This is a genomic window from Streptomyces sp. NPDC005931 (assembly GCF_042871235.1).
In the GTDB taxonomy this organism is placed as follows: Bacteria; Actinomycetota; Actinomycetes; order Streptomycetales; family Streptomycetaceae; genus Streptomyces.
The window spans coordinates 1-19,650 of record NZ_JBIAIG010000002.1 but is presented as its reverse complement, the minus strand read 5'-3'; the positions used below and the strand labels follow the sequence as shown (position 1 = coordinate 19,650).

Here is a 19,650-nt window from a genome sequence, read left to right as displayed (position 1 = left end):
TCCTATCCGTTTGTTTCGCTACGGAATATTCCGTCTGGCGGAAAGTACAAATGAGGACGTCGGCGCTCAGTTGTTCTTTCCGACCAGTGCGTATGTCTGTGTGGCGATCTCCATTTCCTCGTCCGTGGGTACCACGGCCACCGCGACCCGTGCGCCCTCGGGCGAGATCAGCCGCGCCCCGCCGCCGTGCACCGCGTTGCGCTCGCCGTCGACCGCCAGGCCCAGCCCCTCCAGACCCGCCACGGCCGCCTCGCGCACCGGCGCCGCGTTCTCCCCGACACCGGCGGTGAAGGCCACCGCGTCCACCCGCCCGAGAACGGCGTAATAGGCACCGATGTACTTCTTCAGACGGTGAATGTAGATGTCGAAGGCCAGCCGCGCCTGTTCGTCGCCCTCGTCGATCCGGCGGCGGATCTCCCGCATGTCGTTGTCCCCGCACAGACCGATGAGACCGCTCTTCTTGTTGAGAAGAGTGTCGATCTCGTCGGCGGACATTTCACCAACACGCATCAAATGGAAGATGACGGCCGGGTCCATGTCTCCCGACCGCGTACCCATCACCAGCCCCTCCAAGGGCGTCAGCCCCATCGAGGTGTCCACGCAGCGTCCGCCCCGCACCGCCGAGGCGGACGCGCCGTTGCCCAGGTGCAGCACGATGACGTTCACCTCCTGCGGCGCCTTCCCGAGCAGCCGCGCCGTCTCCCGCGAGACGTAGGAGTGCGAGGTGCCGTGGAAGCCGTAGCGTCGGATGCGGTGCTCGTCCGCGGTCTTCACGTCGATCGCGTAGCGGGCGGCCGACTCCGGCATCGTGGTGTGGAAGGCGGTGTCGAAGACCGCCACCTGCGGCAGGTCCGGACGCAGCGTGCGCGCCGTGCGGATGCCGGTCAGGTTGGCCGGGTTGTGCAGCGGCGCGACGGGGATCAGCCGCTCGATCTCCGCGCACACCCGGTCGTCGATGACGGTCGGCTCGGTGAAGCGCTTCCCGCCGTGCACCACCCGGTGGCCGATCGCGGCCAGCCCGGGGGAGTCGATGCCCAGCCCGTCCGCGGCCAGTTCCTCGGCCATCGCCTTCAGCGCGGCGTCGTGGTCGGCGATCGGGCCGGTGCGCTCCCGGCTCGCGCCGCCCGCCGCGAGGGGCGTGTGCCGTACCAGCGAGGTCCGCTCGCCGATCCGCTCGACCAGGCCAGCGGCCAGCCGGCGGCTGTCGCTCATGTCGAGCAGCTGGTACTTCACCGACGACGAGCCGGAGTTGAGGACGAGGACACGGGTCGCGGTCACTGGGCGGCTGCCTTCTCGCTCGGGGACGGGGCGGGGGACTGGGCCTGGATCGCCGTGATGGCGACGGTGTTGACGATGTCCTGCACCAGGGCGCCCCGGGACAGGTCGTTGACCGGCTTGCGCAGACCCTGGAGCACCGGGCCGACGGCGATCGCGCCGGCCGAGCGCTGCACGGCCTTGTAGGTGTTGTTGCCGGTGTTCAGGTCGGGGAAGATCAGCACGGTCGCCTGGCCCGCGACCTCCGAGCCCGGCAGCTTGGTCGCCGCGACCGACGGCTCCACGGCGGCGTCGTACTGGATCGGCCCCTCGATCTTGAGGTCGGGGCGGCGTTCGCGCACCAGCTCGGTCGCCTCGCGCACCTTGTCGACGTCGGCGCCGGTGCCGGACGTGCCGGTCGAGTAGGACAGCATCGCGATCCGCGGCTCCACTCCGAACCGTGCGGCCGTCACCGCCGACTGCACGGCGATGTCGGCGAGCTGCTCGGCGTCCGGGTCGGGGTTGACCGCGCAGTCGCCGTAGACGAGGACCTTGTCGGCCAGGCACATGAAGAAGACGGAGGAGACGATGCCCGCCTCGGGCTGGGTCTTGATGATCTCGAAAGCGGGGCGGATGGTCGCGGCCGTGGAGTGCACCGAGCCCGACACCATGCCGTCGGCCAGCCCCTCCTGCACCATCAGCGTGCCGAAGTAGTTCACGTCGGAGACGACGTCGTAGGCCAGCTCCACGCTGACGCCCCGGTGGGCGCGCAGGGCCGCGTACTTCTCCGCGAAGGAGTCGCGCAGCTCGGAGGTGGCCGGGTCGATCAGCAGCGTGTCGCCGAGGTCGATGCCGAGATCGGCGGCCTTCTTGCGGATGTGGTCCTCGGGGCCGAGCAGCGTCAGCTCGCACACGCCCCGGCGCAGCAGCACCTCGGCGGCGTGCAGCACCCGCTCCTCGGTGCCCTCGGGCAGCACCACCCGGCGCAGGTCGGAGCGGGCCTGTTCGAGCAGCTTGTGCTCGAACATCATCGGGGTCACGCGGTCGCTGCTGGGCGCGGAGACCCGCCGGGTCAGCTCCGCGGTGTCGGTGTACCGCTCGAAGAGGCCGAGCGCCATCTCCGCCTTGCGCGGGGTGGCCGCGTTCATCCTGCCCTCGATGGAGAACAGCTGCTCGGCGGTGGGGAAGCTGTTGCCGGGCACCGACAGCACCGGGGTGCCGGGCGCGAGCCGGCCGGCCAGGGTGAGGATGTCCTCGCCGGGGACCTCGTCCAGGGTGAGCAGCACGCCGGCTATCGGCGGGGTGCCCGAGCTGTGCGCGGCCATCGCGCCCACCACCAGGTCGGCGCGGTCGCCGGGGGTGACGACCAGACAGCCCGGGGTCAGGGCGGCGAGGAAGGTCGGCAGCATGGCCCCGCCGAAGATGAAGTCCAGCGCGTCGCGGGCCAGTCCGGAGTCGTCGCCGAGCACGATCCTCGCGCCCAGGGTGTGCGCGATCTGGGAGACCGTGGGGGCGGCGAGCGCGGGCTCGTCCGGCAGCACGTAGCAGGGCACGGGCAGGCGGGTGGCCAGCCGCTCGGCGATCTCGTCCCGGTCCTCGCGGGCCACCCGGTTGACCACCATGGCGAGCACGTCGCAGCCCAGGGCGTCGTAGACGCGGTAGGCGTTGCGGGTCTCGGCACGCACGGCGGCGGCGGCCTGCCGGCGTCCGCCCACGACCGGCAGCACCGAGGCGCCGAACTCGTTGGCCAGCCGGGCGTTGAGGGACAGCTCGTCGGGGAACTGGGTGTCGGCGTAGTCGGTGCCGAGGACCAGGACCACGTCGTAGTCGCGGGCGACCTGGTGGAAGCGGTCGACCAGGGTGGACACCAGTTCGTCGGTGCCCCGCTCGGCCTGGAGGGCGGACGCCTCCCGGTAGTCCATGCCGTAGACGGTCGCCGGGTCCTGGGTGAGCCGGTAGCGGGCACGCAGCAGCTCGAAGAGCCGGTCGGGCCCGTCGTGGACGAGGGGGCGGAAGACACCCACCCGGTCGACCTGCCGGGTCAAAAGCTCCATGACCCCCAGCTCGACGACCTGGCGGCCGTCTCCGCGGTCGATACCGGTGACGTACACGCTGCGGGTCACGCGCGCTCTCCGTTCCGTCGGGATTTTCGCGATGTCACGGCTGACAAAAAAGGCCCTACCGAGGCGAGCCGAACCCTCTTGACAATACCTCCGGGGGTGGCTAGGGCGCCGTCCGTCCTGCTGAGCCGAAGGTCCTCTCACGCGGTCCGATGGTCCTCGGGGACGGGTCGAAGCGGGGACGACGACGGCGGCCCCCCGGGCGACGTGAAAGAATCGGATCCGGCTCACCGGTATCCCCAGCGACCAGGAGACACAGCACGATGCGTATCGGAGTTCTCACCGCAGGCGGCGACTGCCCCGGCCTGAACGCCGTGATCCGGTCGGTCGTGCACCGCGCGGTCGACAACTACGGCGACGATGTCATCGGCTTCGAGGACGGTTACGCGGGCCTGTTGGACGGCCGCTACCGCAGCCTCGACCTCAACGCGGTCAGCGGCATCCTCGCCCGTGGCGGCACCATCCTCGGCTCCTCGCGCCTGGAGCGCGACCGGCTGCGCGAGGCCTGCGAGAACGCGGCCGACATAGTGAGCGACTTCGGCATCGACGCCCTGATCCCGATCGGCGGCGAGGGAACGCTCACCGCGGCCCGCATGCTGTCCGACGCGGGCCTGCCGGTGGTCGGCGTGCCGAAGACGATCGACAACGACATCTCCTCCACCGACCGCACCTTCGGCTTCGACACGGCCGTCGGGGTCGCCACGGAGGCGATGGACCGCCTGAAGACCACCGCCGAGTCCCACCAGCGCGTGATGGTCGTCGAGGTGATGGGCCGGCACGCGGGCTGGATCGCCCTGGAGTCCGGCATGGCCGCCGGCGCCCACGGCATCTGCCTGCCCGAGCGCGCCTTCGACCCGGCGCAGCTGGTCAAGATGGTCGAGGCGCGCTTCGCCCGCGGGAAGAAGTTCGCGGTCATCTGCGTCGCCGAGGGCGCGCATCCGGCCGAGGGCTCCATGGACTACGGCAAGGGCGAGATCGACCAGTTCGGCCACGAGCGCTTCCAGGGAATCGGCACGGCCCTGGCGCACGAGCTCGAGCGGCGCCTGGGCAAGGAGTCCAAGCCGGTCATCCTCGGCCACGTCCAGCGCGGCGGCGTGCCCACCGCGTACGACAGGGTGCTCGCCACCCGCTTCGGCTGGCACGCGGTGGAGGCCGCGCACCGGGGCGAGTTCGGCATGATGACCGCGCTGCGCGGCACCGACATCACGATGGTGCCGCTCGCGGAGGCGGTGACCGAGCTGAAGACGGTCCCGAAGGACCGGATGGACGAGGCGGAGTCGGTCTTCTAGACGGCGCCGCGGACCCGCATCGTTCCCGGCGTGGCCTCGCACGCCGCCGGACGCCGCTCCCGGGTGACGCCCGCCCGTGTCACCCCCGCTCCTCGACCTGCTGCCAGAAGTGGTCGACGATCCGGTCCAGGAACTCCCGCCCGCCGTCGCCCGCGTCGTCGCTGCCGCCGCCCCAGCTGAGGGTGGCGGCCATGCGGCCCTGGTAGTGCTGGTGCAGACGCTGGAGCACTCCTTCGAGCAGCCGGCGGTCCAGCGGGGCGATCTTCGCCACCGGGCGCACGTACGCCTGCCAGCGTGTCGTGGCCGCACTGCGCAGCAGCTCCGCCAGCCGGTCCTCCCGTCCGGTGACGGTGACCACGTCGGCCAGGGACAGTTCGAGCAGCCCGGCCAGGGCCGCGGACTGGCGGTCGGTCCCGCGCCACTGGCCGGTCTCCTCCATGCGCAGATACGCGTGGAGTTCCTGCCCGACCGCGCGGGCGACGTCCTCGGGGGCGAGCCCACGGGCGACACGGTGCTCGCGCAGGGTGCGCGGCCGGCCGATGAGTTCACCGGGGGAGCACCACAACACACCTGCCAACGCGGTGAGCTGGGCACTGGAGGGGGCGACGGTCCCGCGCTCCCAGGCGAGCACGAGATCCGGGGTGGCGTACGGCAGCCCGTACGAGGCGCGCAGGGTGTGGGCGACGTGCTCGGGCCCCAGACCGAGCGCGGCGCGCAGCCGGCGGGCGGCGGAGGTGTCAAAGGGCGGGGACGAGTGGGGGGCCGGTCGGGCGGAGGGTCGGTGCACGCGCCACAACGTAGGGCTGCCGCGGGCATGTGACTACGGTCTGTTCGGCCAGGATCACTCATTGTAGGAAGCTACGGCTACCGGCCGGTCGGCTACCGGCGGCAGGGCGCCTGCCGTGGCCGGAGGCATGCGGCCTCCGGGTCCCTTCGGGGAACGGCGGTCAAGGGCCCGGCGGACCGCGGCGAGAAACGGACCCCACACGCCGTCAGGGCCCCGGTACCCACCGGTACCACAGCTCCGGGCGCCCCACGGTCCCGTACTGCGGGCGGCGGGCCGCGCGGCCCGCTTCGACGAGGTGTTCCAGGTAACGGCGGGCCGTGATGCGGGAGATGCCGACCGCCTCCGCCGCTCCCGCGGCCGTCAGACCCTCCTCGGCCTCGCGCAGGGCGACGGTCACCCGCTCCAGCGTCGGTGCGCTCAGGCCCTTGGGCAGGGCCACCGGCCCGGGGGCGCGCAGGGCGGCCAGGGCGCGGTCCACCTCGTCCTGGCCGCTGGCCTCGCCGACCGCGGCGCGGAACTCGGCGTAACGCACCAGCCGGTCCCGCAGCGTGGCGAAGGTGAAGGGCTTGAGCACGTACTGCACCACGCCCAGCGACACCCCCTCGCGCACCACGGCCAGGTCCCGGGCCGAGGTCACCGCGATCACGTCCGCGTGGTGCCCGGCCGCCCGCAGCGAGCGCGCCAGCTGGAGTCCGTGCACGTCCGGCAGGTGCAGGTCGAGCAGGAGCAGGTCGACGGGGGTGCGCTCCAGCGCGCGGCGGGCCTCGGCGCCCGTGTGCACCTTGCCGACGGCGACGAACCCCGGCACCCGGCCCACGTACAGCACATGGGCGTCGGCGGCGACCGGGTCGTCCTCCACGACCAGCACGCGGATGGGGCTCCCGGCGCTCATGCGTCGTCCTCCGCGGCCCGCGCGGCCGTGCTGCCCGCCACGGCGCCCCCGAGCGGCAGCCGCACCTCGAACCGGGCACCGCCCCCGTCCGCCGAGGCCATCGTCAGCGAACCGCCGTGCCGGGTCACCGCCTGCCGCACCAGCGCCAGGCCCAGTCCCCGGCCGCCGGGACCGGACGGCTTGGTCGAAAAGCCCCGCCGGAAGACCTCCTCGACGTGGTCCGGGGCCACCCCCGGGCCCGTGTCGGACACCCGCAGGATCAGCTCCGCGCCCTCCTCGGTGAGCGCCGTGACGGTCACCCGGGGCCGCACCCCACCCTGCGCCGCGTCCACGGCATTGTCGATCAGGTTGCCGAGGATGGTGACCAGGTCGCGGGCGGGCAGCGAGGACGGCAGCAGCCCGTCGTCCAGGCGGCTGTCGGGCGACACCACGAGCTCCACGCCCCGCTCGTTGGCCTGCGCGGCCTTGCCCAGCAGCAGCGCCGCGAGCACCGGCTCGCTCACTGCCGCCACCACCTGGTCGGTGAGCGCCTGGGCCAGCTCCAGCTCGGCGGTCGCGAACTCCACCGCCTCCTCGGCGCGGCCCAGCTCGATCAGCGAGACGACCGTGTGCAACCGGTTCGCCGCCTCGTGCGCCTGCGAGCGCAGCGCCTGGGTGAAGCCCCGCTCGGAGTCCAGCTCGCCCATCAGCGACTGGAGTTCGGTCACGTCCCGCAGGGTCGCCACCGACCCGCGCCGCTGACCGCCCGACACCGGGGAGGTGTTCACCACCAGCACCCGGTCCGCGGTCAGGTGCACCTCGTCCACCCGCGGCTCGGACGCCAGCAGCGCACCCGTCAGCGGCGCCGGGAGTCCCAGCTCCGCGACCGACCTGCCCACCACGTCCTCCTCCGGGGCCACGCCCAGCAGCTCCCGGCCGCCGTCGTTGATCAATGCCACGCGGTACTGCCCGTCCAGCATCAGCAGCCCCTCGCGCACGGCGTGGAGCGCGGCCTGATGGTAGTCGTGCATGTGGCTGAGCTCGGTCGCGTTCATGCCGTGGGTGTGCCGGCGCAGACGGGCGTTGATGACGTACGTGCCGATCGCGCCGAGCCCGAGGGCGCCGGCCGCCACCGCGAGCAGCGCGGTCAGCCGGCCCCGCGCCCGCTGGCTGATCTCCTCCACCCGGATCCCGGCGCTGACCAGGCCGACGATGCGCTCGCCGTCCCGGACCGGGGTGACCGCGCGGACGGAGGGGCCGAGGGTGCCGGTGTAGGTCTCGGTGAAGGTCCGGCCCGCGAGCGCCGGGGCGGTGTGACCGCGGAAGGGCAGGCCGATCTGGCGGGGGTCGGGGTGGGTCCAGCGGATGCCCCGCGGATTCATGATCGTCACGAAGTCGACGTCCGTGTCCCGCACCACCGCCAGCGCGTACGGCTGGAGCCGCGCCGAGGGGTCGGACGTGCGGATCGCCTCCCGCACGGACGGGGAGTCGGCGACCGAGCGGGCCACCGCCGTGGCCTGGCGGCCCGCGCCCTCCTCGGCCTGGCTGCGGTCGCCGACGTAGGTGAACAGCGCGTACCCGGCCACGACCACCGCTATCAGCACGGCCTGCATGGCGAAGAGCTGGCCCGCGAGGCTGCGGGGCCGGGGGACGGGGAGGCGCATGCGGCCAGTCTGCCCCTCGGTTCCGCGATGAACTCAATGAACGGAAGGGTGACCGCCCTCACAGGGGCACGCCATAGTCACGGCATTCCCCAAACCCCCGTCCCGGACGTGAGCCGCACGCCGGTGATGCCGACGACGTCGTCAAGGAGGGCCGCCGTGACCAGCGCAGCCGATACGGCACCAGCCGCACCCCGAGCCAAGCGGGACCGTACGCACTACCTCTACATCGCGGTGATCGTCGCGGTCGCCCTCGGAATCGCCGTGGGCCTGATCGCGCCGGACTTCGCGGTCGAGCTGAAGCCGATCGGCACCGGGTTCGTGAACCTGATCAAGATGATGATCTCGCCGATCATCTTCTGCACGATCGTGCTGGGCATCGGCTCGGTGCGCAAGGCCGCGAAGGTCGGCGCCGTGGGCGGCATCGCCCTGGCCTACTTCCTGGTCATGTCGCTGGTCGCGCTGGGCATCGGGCTGGTCGTCGGCAACATCCTGGAGCCGGGCACCGGGCTCGCGATCACCGACGCGGTCAAGGAGACCGGGCACGCACAGGTCGACGCGGAGGCCAAGGACACCACCGAGTTCCTGCTGGGCATCATCCCGACGACCATCGTGTCCGCCTTCACCGAGGGCGAGGTGCTCCAGACCCTGCTGATCGCCCTGCTGTGCGGCTTCGCGCTCCAGGCCATGGGCAACGCCGGCCAGCCGGTCCTGCGGGGCATCGAGCACATCCAGCGCCTGGTCTTCCGGGTCCTGGCCATGATCATGTGGGCTGCTCCGGTGGGTGCGTTCGGCGCCATGGCGGCAGTCACCGGCTCGGCGGGCCTGGACGCGCTGAAGAGCCTCGCGGTGCTGATGCTCGGCTTCTACGTCACCTGTGTGCTGTTCGTCTTCCTGGTGCTGGGCACGCTGCTGAGGGTCGTCGCGGGGCTGAACATCCTCACCCTGTTCACGTACCTGGGCCGTGAGTTCCTGCTGATCCTGTCGACGTCCTCCTCCGAGTCGGCGCTGCCGCGGCTCATCGCGAAGATGGAGCACCTGGGGGTGAGCAAGCCGGTGGTCGGCATCACCGTCCCGACCGGTTACTCCTTCAACCTCGACGGCACCATGATCTACATGACCATGGCGTCGCTGTTCATCGCCGACGCCATGGGTACGCCGATGTCGGTCGGCGAACAGATCCCGTTGCTGCTGTTCCTGCTGGTCGCGTCCAAGGGCGCGGCGGGTGTCACCGGCGCGGGCCTGGCGACGCTGGCCGGCGGTCTCCAGTCGCACAAGCCCGCCCTGGTGGACGGCATCGGCCTGATCGTCGGCATCGACCGCTTCATGAGCGAGGCCCGCGCCCTGACCAACTTCGCGGGCAACGCGGTTGCCACGGTGCTGGTCGGCACGTGGACGAAGGAGATCGACAAGGGCAGGGTGGGCGAGGTCCTCGCCGGCCGGCTCCCCTTCGACGAGCAGACCCTGCTGGACGACTCCGACCAGGCCACCGCACCGGACCGCACGCAGCTCCCCGAGCCGGCGACCGAGAAGGAACTGGCCAAGGCGTGACGCCTGCTGCGGCCGGGTTGCCCCGGGAGTGACATCCCCGCCCGCGGGGTGCGGGTGGGGCCCCGATCCAGGGCCCCACGGCCCGGCCGCCACCTCTCGCCGGGCCGGCCCCGCCCCAGGACCCGGGCGGCCGGGACGCTCCCCGTGGCCCGGCCGCCCGGCCGCCCGTGGACACCCGGGTCGGACAGGACCGGCCCCGGGCCCCCGGCCCCGTCGCTGGTCCAGAACTCCGAGGCCACCGGCCCCGGGGTCTCGGGCCACCGGGGATCCGCTCCTGTTCGGGGCCCCGAGGCGCGGGCACCCGAGGACCGCTCTCCTCGGCCCCGGACGCACCCGGGCCCGAGCTCCTGAGGTCCCCCCCGCCGCCGAGCGGCCAGGTTCCGCCCCCGTGGGCCTGGCCGCTCGGTCTTGTCGCCCGTGACGTGACTTCACAAGGGGCGGCGAGGGGCGGCGGGTATCGCATCCCTCGGGTGGCTTACGCCCTGGGTGTGGATGGCAGGCATGCAGGCCCCGGTGCCTCCGCCTCCCGCGGGACGCACGTCCGGGCATCCGCTTCCAGCCGGACGCATGCCCCGGAGATCCATTCCCCGCGGAACCCACGCCATCACGCCCGGGCTGTCCGTGCCCGCAGGCATTCCGTCCGGCACGGGAGCCGTAGTGCATGATGTCCAGGAACGGGGCCCGTAGGCATGGGTACGTCGTCCATGCGGGCGGGCCCCGCAGCATTCACGCCCGGGCGTCCGTGCCCGTAGGTATTACGCCCCGGCGGGTGGCCCCGCAGCATTCACACCCGGGCATCCCATGACCCCGCGGACAATCCCGGGCACCCCGCGACCTACCCGGGCACCCGCAGCCTCCCCGCACCCCTCATGCCCACGGATCCGTGATCTCCCGCAGCAGCATCAGGGCCTCGCGGAGGTGCCGCATGCGGCGGGGGCCGATGTGCGCCTCCCATTCCCGTTCCACCTCGGCGACCACCGCGTCCGCGACCTCCTTCGCCGCCCATGCCTTCGCCGAGCCGCAGACCAGGCGGGCCCGGCGGTCGGTGGGGTCCTGGACGCGGTGCACGTACCCGGCCTTCTCCAGCTGGTCGACCAGGAAACCGGCGGTCTGCTTGGTGATCTGCGCCTGCTCGGCCAGTTCCGTCAGCCGGGTGCCGTGCGGGCCGATGCGCTGCATCACCCGGCCCTGGGCGGGGGTGAAGTCGTCGAACCCCGCGTCGGCGAGGGCGGCGAAGACCCGGTTCTCCAGTGCCCGGTACGGGAGGAACAGCAGCACTCCGGTGCTGAGCCGGTCCTCGGCCCGCGCGTCCCCCTCGGCGACCTGCTCTCCGCTCTCCGTCACCGCCGCTCCCTCCTTCCTCCGTGCGGTCGTCCGACCGCTTCACCGCTTGACATCGGTCAGACTCTCTGACTACTTTGGTCAGAGAATCTTACCATTCCCATGGGCGGTGATTCCCGTGTCAGTCGTACTGGGGACCGATGAGCGCTGGCGGATCGTCGACCGGGAGCGGGCGAGCCTGGTCGAGCTGCTGGAGGGGCTGCGCCCCGAGGAGTGGGACACGCCCACCCGGTGCGGGGACTGGCGGGTGCGGGACGTCGCCGCCCATCTGACCGTCGCCGCCCGCTTCTCCCACAGCAGGGTGCTGCGCGAGTGCCTCCGCGCCAGGGGCAACATCGACCGCATGATCCACGACTCGGCGGTGCGCGAGGGCGAGCGCCCCGTCGGTGAGATCGTCGGCGCCCTGCGCTCCGTCATCGGCTCCCGTCGGCTCGCCCCCACGACCACATCCCGCGAGCCCCTGCTCGACATCCTCGTCCACGGCCAGGACATCGCCCTCGCCCTCGGCCGGCACCGGGAGATGCCCCGCGAGGCCGCCCGGGATGCCGCCGACCGCGTGTGGACCATGCGCTTCCCGCCCCGCCCCTGGCCGCTCCCGCGCGCCCGGCTCGTGGCCACCGACATCGACTGGACGCGCGGCGAGGGCGAGGAGATCCGCGGTCCCGTCGGCGCCCTGCTGCTCCTGCTGACCGGCCGCGCCTACGCCGCCGTGCCGCATCTCACCGGGGCGGTCCCGGCCGCGGACTGACAACCGGCCGTTGCCTTGACCCCGACGTCAACGCTTACGTTCGTCGGCATGCGAATCGGCGAGCTGGCCGCACGCGCCGGGACCACCACGCGCACACTGCGGTACTACGAGTCGCGGGGACTGCTGCCCGCGCGGCGGGCGGGCAATGGCTACCGCACCTACGACGAGAGCGACCTGAGGCTGCTGCGGCAGATCCGCACGCTCCAGGACTTCGGGTTCGACCTGGAGGAGACCCGGCCCTTCGTGGAGTGCCTGCGGGCCGGTCACCCCGAGGGCGACTCGTGCCCCGCCTCGCTCCAGGTCTACCGGCGCAAGCTGGAGGAACTCGACTCCCTGATAGGCGAGTTGCGGGCGGTGCGGGCGAAGGTCGGGCAGCAGCTGGCCCGGGCCGAGCGGGCACGGGACGAACTGGCCGCCGAGGCGGAGGTTCCGGGCGGTCCGGAACCGGTGTGCGAACTGGGAGGGCGGCAGACGTGAGCAGGACGAGCGGTGTGACCGAGGTGACCGACGCGGACTTCGCGGCGGAGGTGATCGAGTCGGAACTGCCGGTGCTGGTGGAGTTCACCGCCGACTGGTGCCCGCCGTGCCGGCAGATGGCGCCGGTGCTGAGTGCGCTGGCCGCCGAGGAGGGCGACCGGCTGAAAGTCGTCCAGCTCGACGTGGACGCCAACCCGGACACGACCAACGCGTACAAGGTGCTGTCGATGCCGACCTTCATGGTGTTCCGCGACGGGGAGCCGCAGCGGTCGATGGTGGGGGCCCGGCCCAAGCGGCGGCTGCTGGAGGAACTGGCCGAGGTGCTCTGACCGACACGGGCGGACACGTGCCGCAATCGGCGAGCCTGCACGGAGAAACGCTCGCGAAAAACCCCCGGGCAATTGCGCCCGGGGGTTTTCCTTGCGTATATTCATTGATTCGCGCCTTCTAGTGGAAGAAGGCGCGGTGAAGTTCAGTGAACACAGTATATCCGGGCGGGAGCGGAATTGTCAAACACCGAATTTCCGGACGACGAATTGCGCCAGGAACAGGAATTCGTCGACGGGCTCTACGCACGCGTGGACGCCCTGCGCGGCGACACCGAGGTGGCCGTCACCGACGCGCTCGCCCAGGGCAACACGCCCATGCAGGCCAGGCTGGAGCGGGACATCCTGGTCGCCGAGCGCTCCGGCCTTCTCGCCGCGCTGAACGCCGTCGACGGCTCCCTGTGCTTCGGCCGCATCGACCTGGCCTCCGGTGCCACCCACCACATCGGCCGCATCGGTCTGCGCGCCGACGACGCCGAACGCACTCCCGTCCTCATCGACTGGCGCGCCGACGTCGCCCGCCCCTTCTACCTGGCCACCGGCCACACCCCGATGGGGCTCAGGCGCCGCCGGCACATCTCCACCGAGGGCCGCCGGGTCACCGCCCTGCACGACGAGATCCTCGACCTCGGTGACGCGACCCGCACCGGCCACGAGGACCCCGCGGGCGACGCCGTGCTGCTGGCCGCGCTCACCTCCGCGCGGACCGGCCGCATGGCCGACATCGTGCGCACCATCCAGGCCGACCAGGACCGCATCATCCGCGCCCCGCACCGCGGCGTGCTGGTGGTCGAGGGTGGCCCCGGTACCGGCAAGACCGCCGTCGCCCTGCACCGCGCCGCCTACCTGCTCTACGAGCACCGCGAGCTGCTGGCCCGTCGCGCCGTCCTGGTCGTCGGCCCCAACCCGGCCTTCCTCGGCTACATCGGCGAGGTGCTGCCCAGCCTCGGCGAGACCGGCGTGCTCCTCGCGACCGTCGGCGAGCTGTTCCCCGGGGTGCGGACGACCCGCGCCGACACCCCCGGGGCCGCCGCCGTGAAGGGCCGGGCGGAGATGGCCGACGTGCTCGCCGAGGTCGTCCGCAGCCGGCAGGCGCTGCCCGACCCGGTGATCACCATCGAGCACGACCGCGAGATCCTGATGCTGGACGACGGCCTGGTGAACGTCGCCCGCGAACGCACCCGGGCCGTGAAGCTGCCGCACAACGTCGCCCGCGAGCACTTCGAGGGGCACATCCTCAACACGCTCACCGACATGGTCGCCGAGCGCATCGGCACCGACCCCTACGACGGCTCCAACGTCCTCGACGCCGCCGACATCACCCAGATCCGCGACGAACTCGCCGAGAACCCCGAGGTCTGGTCGGCGATCGACCAGCTCTGGCCCCGGCTCACCCCGCAGCGCCTCGTCGCCGACTTCCTCGCCGCCCCCGAGGCCTTCCTGCCCGACGAGGACGCCGGCGCGATCCGCCGCCCGGTGACCCGGCACTGGACCGTCGCCGACGTGCCGCTGCTCGACGAGGCAGCCGAGCTCCTCGGCGAGGACGACCGGCTCGCGCGCGAGCGCGCCGAACGCGAGCGGCAGTCCCAGATCGCCTACGCGCAGGGCGTGCTGGACGTCTCCTACGCCTCCCGGACCTACGAGTTCGAGGACAAGGAGGAGGACGACCCCGAGTCGTCCGAGGTGCTGTCCGCGCACGACATCATCGACGCCGAGCGCTTCGCCGAGCGGCACGAGGAGGAGGACCACCGAAGCGCCGCCGAGCGCGCAGCCGCCGACCGCACCTGGGCCTTCGGGCACATCATCGTCGACGAGGCGCAGGAGCTGTCACCGATGGCGTGGCGGCTGCTCATGCGGCGTAGTCCCACCCGCTCGATGACCCTGGTCGGCGACCCGGCGCAGACCTCGGAGGCGGCCGGTGTCGGCTCCTGGTCGACGATCCTCCACCCCTACGTGGAGGATCGCTGGAAGCACACCCGGCTGGGCGTCAACTACCGCACCCCGGCGGAGATCATGGACGTGGCGGCGGCCGTCGTCCGCGCCGAGCACCCCGGTTTCGAGCCGCCCGGCTCGGTGCGCTCCACGGGCGTACGCCCCTGGTCCCGCGCCACCGACGACCTGCCCGGCGCGGTCGCCAAGGCCGTGGAGGAACTCACCCCGTCCGAGGGCCGGCTCGCGGTGATCGCGCCGCGTGCGCTGCACCGCGCCCTGGCCGCCCGGCTGGAGGGGGTGACGGCCGGCGCCGAGCCCGACCTCACGCACGCCGTCGTCCTGCTCGACCCGCGCCAGGCCAAGGGCCTGGAGTTCGACTCGGTCCTGGTGGTCGAACCCGGCCGCTACGGCACCAGCGACCTCTACGTGGCCCTCACCCGCGCCACCCAGCGGCTCGGCGTCCTGCACACCGAGCCGTTGCCGAAGGCACTGGCCGACGCCCTGGAGTGACCGCCCGGCCCGGCCTCAGGCCGGGCGCAGCCACACCGTCGCCAGCGGCGGCAGGGTCAGCCGGATGCTCGCCGGGTATCCGTGCCGGCCCTGCGGCTCGGGCTTCACCGGGTCGGGCTGGGCGACGCCGCTGCCGCCGTACCGGCCGGCGTCGGTGTTCAGGGTCTCGTGCCAGGCGGGCACGTCGTCGGGGACGCCGAGCCGGTAGTCCTCGCGGACCACGGCGGCGAAGTGGCAGACCGCGAGCAGCGGGCTGCCGTCGCTGTCGTAGCGCAGGAAGGCGAGCACGTTGTCCTCGGCGGCGTCCCCGACGACCCAGCGGAATCCGGAGGGCTCGGTGTCGCCCTGCCACAGCGCCGGGGTGTGCCGGTACACGGCGTTGAGGTCGCGCACCAGGTCGCGCACCCCCCGGTGGTCGGCCTCCGCGCCGTAGTGCGGGTCCAGCAGCCACCAGTCCGGGCCGTGCGCCTCCGACCACTCCGCCCCCTGGGCGAACTCCTGTCCCATGAACAGGAGTTGCTTTCCGGGGTGGGCCCACATGAAGCCCAGGTAGGCGCGCAGGTTGGCGCGCTGCTGCCACCAGTCGCCGGGCATCTTCGACACGAGGGAACGCTTGCCGTGCACCACCTCGTCGTGGGAGATCGGCAGCACGTAGTTCTCGCTGTAGGCGTACACCATCGAGAAGGTCATCTCGTGGTGGTGGTAGCGGCGGTGGATCGGGTCGTGGCTCATGTACTTGAGCGAGTCGTGCATCCAGCCCATGTTCCACTTCAGCCCGAAGCCCAGCCCGCCGAAGCCGCTCGGGCCCTTGTGGTGGGTGGCGCGGGTGACGCCGTCCCAGGCCGTGGACTCCTCCGCGACCGTCACCACGCCCGGCACCCTGCGGTACACGGTGGCGTTCATCTCCTGGAGGAACGCCACCGCGTCCAGGTTCTCCCGGCCGCCGTGCTCGTTCGGCGTCCACTGGCCGGGCTCGCGCGAGTAGTCCAGGTAGAGCATCGAGGCGACCGCGTCCACCCGCAGCCCGTCGATGTGGAACTCCTCGCACCAGTACAGCGCGTTGGCCACCAGGAAGTTGCGGACCTCGCGCCGCCCGAAGTCGAACTCCAGGGTGCCCCAGTCGGGGTGGGCGGCCCGCAGCGGATCCTCGTGCTCGTACAGCGGACGGCCGTCGAACTCGGCCAGCGCCCACTCGTCGCGCGGGAAGTGTGCCGGGACCCAGTCCATCAGCACCCCGATCCCCGCCCGGTGCAGCGCGTCCACCAGGTACCGGAAGTCGTCGGGGGTGCCGAGGCGGGCCGTCGGCGCGTAGAAGCCGGTGACCTGGTAGCCCCAGGACCCGCCGAACGGGTGCTCGGCGACCGGCATCAGCTCGACGTGCGTGAACCCCAGGTCCTTCACGTAGGCCGGCAGCTGCTCGGCCAGCTGACGGTACGTCAGGCCGGGTCGCCAGGAGGGCAGGTGGACCTCGTACACCGAGAACGGCCCCTGGTGCGCGGGCTTCTCGGCCCGGCGCTCCAGCCACTCGTCGTCGCCCCACTCGTACTGGGAGGAGGTGACGATCGAGGAGGTGGCGGGCGGCACCTCGGTGCGGCGGGCCAGCGGGTCGGCGCGCAGGGTCTTCGAACCGTCGGGACGGGTGATCTCGAACTTGTACAGCTCGCCCTCGCCGATCCCCGGCACGAACAGCTCCCACACCCCGGAGGAGCCGAGCGAGCGCATGGGGAAGCCGGTGCCGTCCCAGAAGTTGAAGGTGCCGGCCACTCGCACCCCGCGCGCGTTCGGCGCCCACACCGAGAAGCGGGTGCCGGTCACGCCCTGGTGCGTCATGGGATGTGCGCCGAGCGCCGTCCACAGCTCCTCGTGCCGCCCCTCGCCGATCAGGTGCAGGTCGAACTCGCCGAGGGTGGGCAGGAAGCGGTAGGCGTCCTCGGTCTCCTGCACCGTCCCCTCGTACGTCACGAGCAGCCGGTACGCCGGGACCTCGTGCAGCGGCAGCAGCCCCGAGAAGAAGCCGTCTCCGTCGTCGTGCAGGTCGACGGACAGGCCCCCGGACAGGACGGTCACCGCCAGGGCGTACGGCTTGAAGACCCGGAAGACCACGCCGCCGGGCACCGGGTGCGCGCCGAGCACGGAGTGCGGGGCGTGGTGCGTGCCTTCCAGCAGCCGTTCCCGGTCCCCGGCGTCCAGGGCGGGGGAGACGGCGATCTCCGCCTCCGGCGGGGCGACGACCTGCGGGTTCTCCGGCTGGGAGGCCTCCGGCTGCGGAGACTCCTGCGCAGGTGCGGTGGCCCGCGCCGCGGCGGGTGACGGGGCCGTCGCCTTCCGCTTCGCGGTGGCCTTCGCCGCGGTAACCTTCTTCGCCGCCGGCTTCTTCCGGGCCGCCGTCGCCGCGACCTTCTCGGCCGGCTTCCCGGGCGCCGCCTTCCGCCCGGTGGCCTTGGCCGGGGCCTTCTCGGCGGCCTTCTCCGTCGTCTTCTTCGACGTCGCCTTCGTCTTGGTCGCCGTCACCTTCTTGGTCACGGCCTTGGCCGCCGCCTTCGCCGCTGCGGGCTGCTTCTTCGCGGCGGCGGCGCTCTTCTTCCGGGCGGTCGCCGGCGGCTCGATGCGCTGCTCGGCCGGCTGCTCGGGCTGCGAACCGCTGGACTCGGGGCGGGGGGTCACGGGCGAAGCCTCCTGGACGAAGGTCGGGTGGGTCAGGTCTGGTCGGACACGGCCAGCCGGTGCACGGCCGCCAGCGGCACCGGGAGCCACTCGGGGCGGTGCCGGGCCTCGTACAGCACCTCGTAGACGGCCTTGTCGGTCTCGTAGGCCCGCAGCATCACCGGATCGGTGCGCGGATCGCGGCCGGCCGGCTCCGCGTACCCGGAGCAGTAGGCCGCACGGCACCGCTCGGCCCACTCCGGCTGGGCCGGGTCCACCGAGCGCGCCGCGTAGTCGAAGGACCGCAGCATGCCGGCCACGTCCCGCACCACCGGCTGCGGCATCCGCCGTTCGGCCAGTGGCCGGGCCGGTTCGCCCTCGAAGTCGATCAGCGACCAGTCACCGGCCGGGGAGCGCAGGCACTGCCCGAGGTGCAGGTCGCCGTGCACCCGCTGGGCGGTCCAGGTGCGCCCCTCGGCGGCGAGGTCGCCCAGGGCGGTGAACGCCGAGCGCAGCCCGGGAGCGTACGGCCGCAGCGCGGGCACCGCGTGCACGGCGGCCTCCAGCCGCTCGGTCATGCCGTCGACCATGAGCCGCAGCTGCGCATGGCCCAGGGTGACCATCGGCAGCGCACGGGCCAGCGCGGTGTGCACCTCGGCGGTGGCCCGGCCCAGCGCCCGCGCCTCCGCGACGAAGTCCTCGCCCTTGGCCAGGTTGCGCAGCGCCAGTTCCCAGCCGTCGGTCGCGCCCTGTACGAACGGCTGGAGCACCCCCAGCACGAACGGCTCGTCCGGCTCGGCCGTGCCCGCGGTGCCGTCCGGCTCCGCGACCAGCCAGGCGGTGGGCGGGGGCACCCGGGGGCAGCCCGCGCGGGCCAGTGCCAGCGGCAGCTCCAGGTCGGGGTTGATCCCGGGCACGATCCGGCGCAGCAGCTTCAGGATGAACGTATCGCCATAGACGACCGACGAGTTCGACTGCTCGGCGGTGATCAGGCGCGGGACGAGTCCGGAGCGGATCTCCTGGTGCGGGTCCCGCTCGAAACGGAGCCCGCCGACGCGGGCCTGGGTGCGGAGGGCCTCCAGGAGCAGCTCGGCGGGCCGGGTGTCGTGCAGGGCCTCGTAGACCGTCCGTCCGGCAAGGGGACCCTGGGTGACGTGTCCGATGAGCGCGGGCGCGAGCCGGGGCGGCAGCGCCTCGCGCACGCCTATCAGCAGTTGGTAGCAGTCGCCGGGGTGGTCGGCGGCACCGAGGGCGGGCCCGAGCGGCTGGTGGGCGCGCACCAGCAGGTGGTACAGGCCCAGCTTGGAGCTCGGCGGCAGCAGCTCGGTGGCCTGGACCAGGGTGAATCCGGTGACCGGGCGGCCCTTGCCCGCGAACCATCGCTGCCGCGGCAGCCACTCCCGCAGCAGTGGATCGAGTGATGAAAGGAGCCCGGGCGGAGCGGTGACGGTGCGGGTGAGGGCTTCCGACATGGCGTCGCGTCCTTTCCCCAGGTTCGGCCCGCCTCCGGAGGGCGCCGCCGGCGGGCGGGGTGTTACTGATGCGTGCCCCGGGCGGGGCGGGAGAAACCGCCCCGCCCCGGGTTCTACGCGGCGTCCTTGCGGAGCCGGAACCAGTAGAAGCCGTGCCCGCCGAGCGTCAGCAGGTACGGCAGTTCCCCGATGGCGGGAAAGCGCACCCCGCCGAACAGCTCGACCGGATGACGACCCTCGAAGGCGCTCAGATCCAGCTCCGTGGGCTGGGCGAAGCGGGAGAAGTTGTTCACGCAGAGCACCAGGTCGTCCTCGTACTCGCGCAGGAAGGCGAGGACCGCGGGGTTGGAGGAGGGCAGCTCGGTGTAGGAGCCGAGCCCGAACGCCTTGTTCTGCTTACGAATCTCGATCATGCGCCGGGTCCAGTGCAGCAGCGACGACGGCGACGCCATCGACGCCTCCACGCTGGTGACCTGGTAGCCGTAGACCGGGTCCATGATGGCCGGCAGGAACAGCCGCCCCGGGTCGCAGGAGGAGAATCCGGCGTTGCGGTCCGGGGTCCACTGCATGGGAGTGCGCACGGCGTCGCGGTCGCCGAGCCAGATGTTGTCGCCCATGCCGATCTCGTCGCCGTAGTAGATGATCGGCGAGCCGGGCAGGGACAGCAG

Annotated in this window: 15 protein-coding genes; 6 read left to right on the top strand and 9 right to left on the bottom strand. The window is 72.4% G+C overall.

Translation table 11 applies throughout. The annotated features are described in order from the left end of the window. Positions 1-66: 66 nt before the first annotated feature. Both ACFYOV_RS03965 and pta read right to left on the bottom strand, forming a co-directional pair. Positions 67-1,278 carry an acetate kinase gene (locus ACFYOV_RS03965; RefSeq protein ID WP_389082491.1) on the bottom strand — a complete coding sequence of 404 codons (1,212 nt, stop codon included), beginning with the start codon at positions 1,276-1,278 and terminating at the stop codon, positions 67-69. Further along, the gene (gene pta, locus ACFYOV_RS03960) at positions 1,275-3,377 is read right to left on the bottom strand and encodes a phosphate acetyltransferase (protein ID WP_389082489.1); all 2,103 of its coding nucleotides are present in this window, start codon (positions 3,375-3,377) and stop codon (positions 1,275-1,277) included. The genes ACFYOV_RS03965 and pta overlap by 4 nt, the downstream gene beginning before the upstream one ends. A gap of 260 nt (positions 3,378-3,637) precedes the next feature. Between pta and ACFYOV_RS03955 the strand changes: the two genes are divergently transcribed. After that, the gene (locus ACFYOV_RS03955) at positions 3,638-4,663 is read left to right on the top strand and encodes an ATP-dependent 6-phosphofructokinase (protein ID WP_389082486.1); all 1,026 of its coding nucleotides are present in this window, start codon (positions 3,638-3,640) and stop codon (positions 4,661-4,663) included. Between the two features lie 79 nt (positions 4,664-4,742). On the opposite strand, the gene ACFYOV_RS03950 is transcribed toward ACFYOV_RS03955, so the two are convergent. The 3 genes from ACFYOV_RS03950 to ACFYOV_RS03940 form a co-directional block, all read right to left on the bottom strand. Further along, positions 4,743-5,459 (bottom strand): helix-turn-helix domain-containing protein, encoded by a 717-nt coding sequence (locus ACFYOV_RS03950; RefSeq protein ID WP_389082484.1) that lies wholly within the window; start codon positions 5,457-5,459, stop codon positions 4,743-4,745. 196 nt (positions 5,460-5,655) lie between these two features. Next, positions 5,656-6,342: a response regulator gene (locus tag ACFYOV_RS03945; protein WP_389082481.1), complete on the bottom strand. Its 687-nt coding sequence runs from the start codon at positions 6,340-6,342 to the stop codon at positions 5,656-5,658. Then, the gene (locus ACFYOV_RS03940; RefSeq protein WP_389082479.1) at positions 6,339-7,985 is read right to left on the bottom strand and encodes an ATP-binding protein; all 1,647 of its coding nucleotides are present in this window, start codon (positions 7,983-7,985) and stop codon (positions 6,339-6,341) included. The genes ACFYOV_RS03945 and ACFYOV_RS03940 overlap by 4 nt, the downstream gene beginning before the upstream one ends. A gap of 156 nt (positions 7,986-8,141) precedes the next feature. On the opposite strand from ACFYOV_RS03940, the gene ACFYOV_RS03935 reads away from it, so the two are divergent. After that, positions 8,142-9,533, top strand: a complete 1,392-nt coding sequence (locus ACFYOV_RS03935; RefSeq protein WP_389082477.1) for a cation:dicarboxylate symporter family transporter — start codon at positions 8,142-8,144, stop codon at positions 9,531-9,533. Positions 9,534-10,400: 867 nt separating this feature from the next. Here the strand turns inward: ACFYOV_RS03935 and ACFYOV_RS03930 are convergent. Continuing rightward, positions 10,401-10,877 (bottom strand): MarR family winged helix-turn-helix transcriptional regulator, encoded by a 477-nt coding sequence (locus tag ACFYOV_RS03930; protein WP_389082474.1) that lies wholly within the window; start codon positions 10,875-10,877, stop codon positions 10,401-10,403. 115 nt (positions 10,878-10,992) lie between these two features. Here ACFYOV_RS03930 and ACFYOV_RS03925 point away from each other — a divergent pair, with 115 nt between their 5' ends. The 4 genes from ACFYOV_RS03925 to ACFYOV_RS03910 all read left to right on the top strand — a co-directional run bounded on the left by ACFYOV_RS03925 (position 10,993) and on the right by ACFYOV_RS03910 (position 14,867). Next, positions 10,993-11,622, top strand: coding sequence for a maleylpyruvate isomerase family mycothiol-dependent enzyme (locus ACFYOV_RS03925; RefSeq protein WP_389082472.1), 630 nt, complete (start codon positions 10,993-10,995; stop codon positions 11,620-11,622). A gap of 48 nt (positions 11,623-11,670) precedes the next feature. Next, complete coding sequence (locus ACFYOV_RS03920) at positions 11,671-12,099, top strand: MerR family transcriptional regulator (RefSeq protein WP_389082469.1); 429 nt, start codon at positions 11,671-11,673, stop codon at positions 12,097-12,099. Positions 12,100-12,113: 14 nt separating this feature from the next. After that, entirely contained in the window at positions 12,114-12,428 is a 315-nt protein-coding gene (gene trxA / locus ACFYOV_RS03915) for a thioredoxin (protein WP_389084026.1), read from the top strand. A gap of 207 nt (positions 12,429-12,635) precedes the next feature. Next, entirely contained in the window at positions 12,636-14,867 is a 2,232-nt protein-coding gene (locus tag ACFYOV_RS03910; protein ID WP_389084023.1) for a HelD family protein, read from the top strand. A gap of 15 nt (positions 14,868-14,882) precedes the next feature. Here ACFYOV_RS03910 and glgB read toward each other — a convergent pair whose 3' ends face one another. The 3 genes from glgB to ACFYOV_RS03895 all read right to left on the bottom strand — a co-directional run. Then, positions 14,883-17,531, bottom strand: a complete 2,649-nt coding sequence (gene glgB, locus ACFYOV_RS03905; RefSeq protein WP_389082467.1) for a 1,4-alpha-glucan branching enzyme — start codon at positions 17,529-17,531, stop codon at positions 14,883-14,885. 32 nt (positions 17,532-17,563) lie between these two features. Beyond that, a complete protein-coding gene (locus ACFYOV_RS03900) occupies positions 17,564-18,982 on the bottom strand; it encodes a maltokinase (protein WP_389082464.1) in 1,419 nt (472 codons plus the stop codon). Positions 18,983-19,095: 113 nt separating this feature from the next. Then, a partial coding sequence (locus ACFYOV_RS03895; RefSeq protein ID WP_389082462.1) for an alpha-glucosidase C-terminal domain-containing protein occupies positions 19,096-19,650 on the bottom strand: 555 nt, incomplete at its 5' end.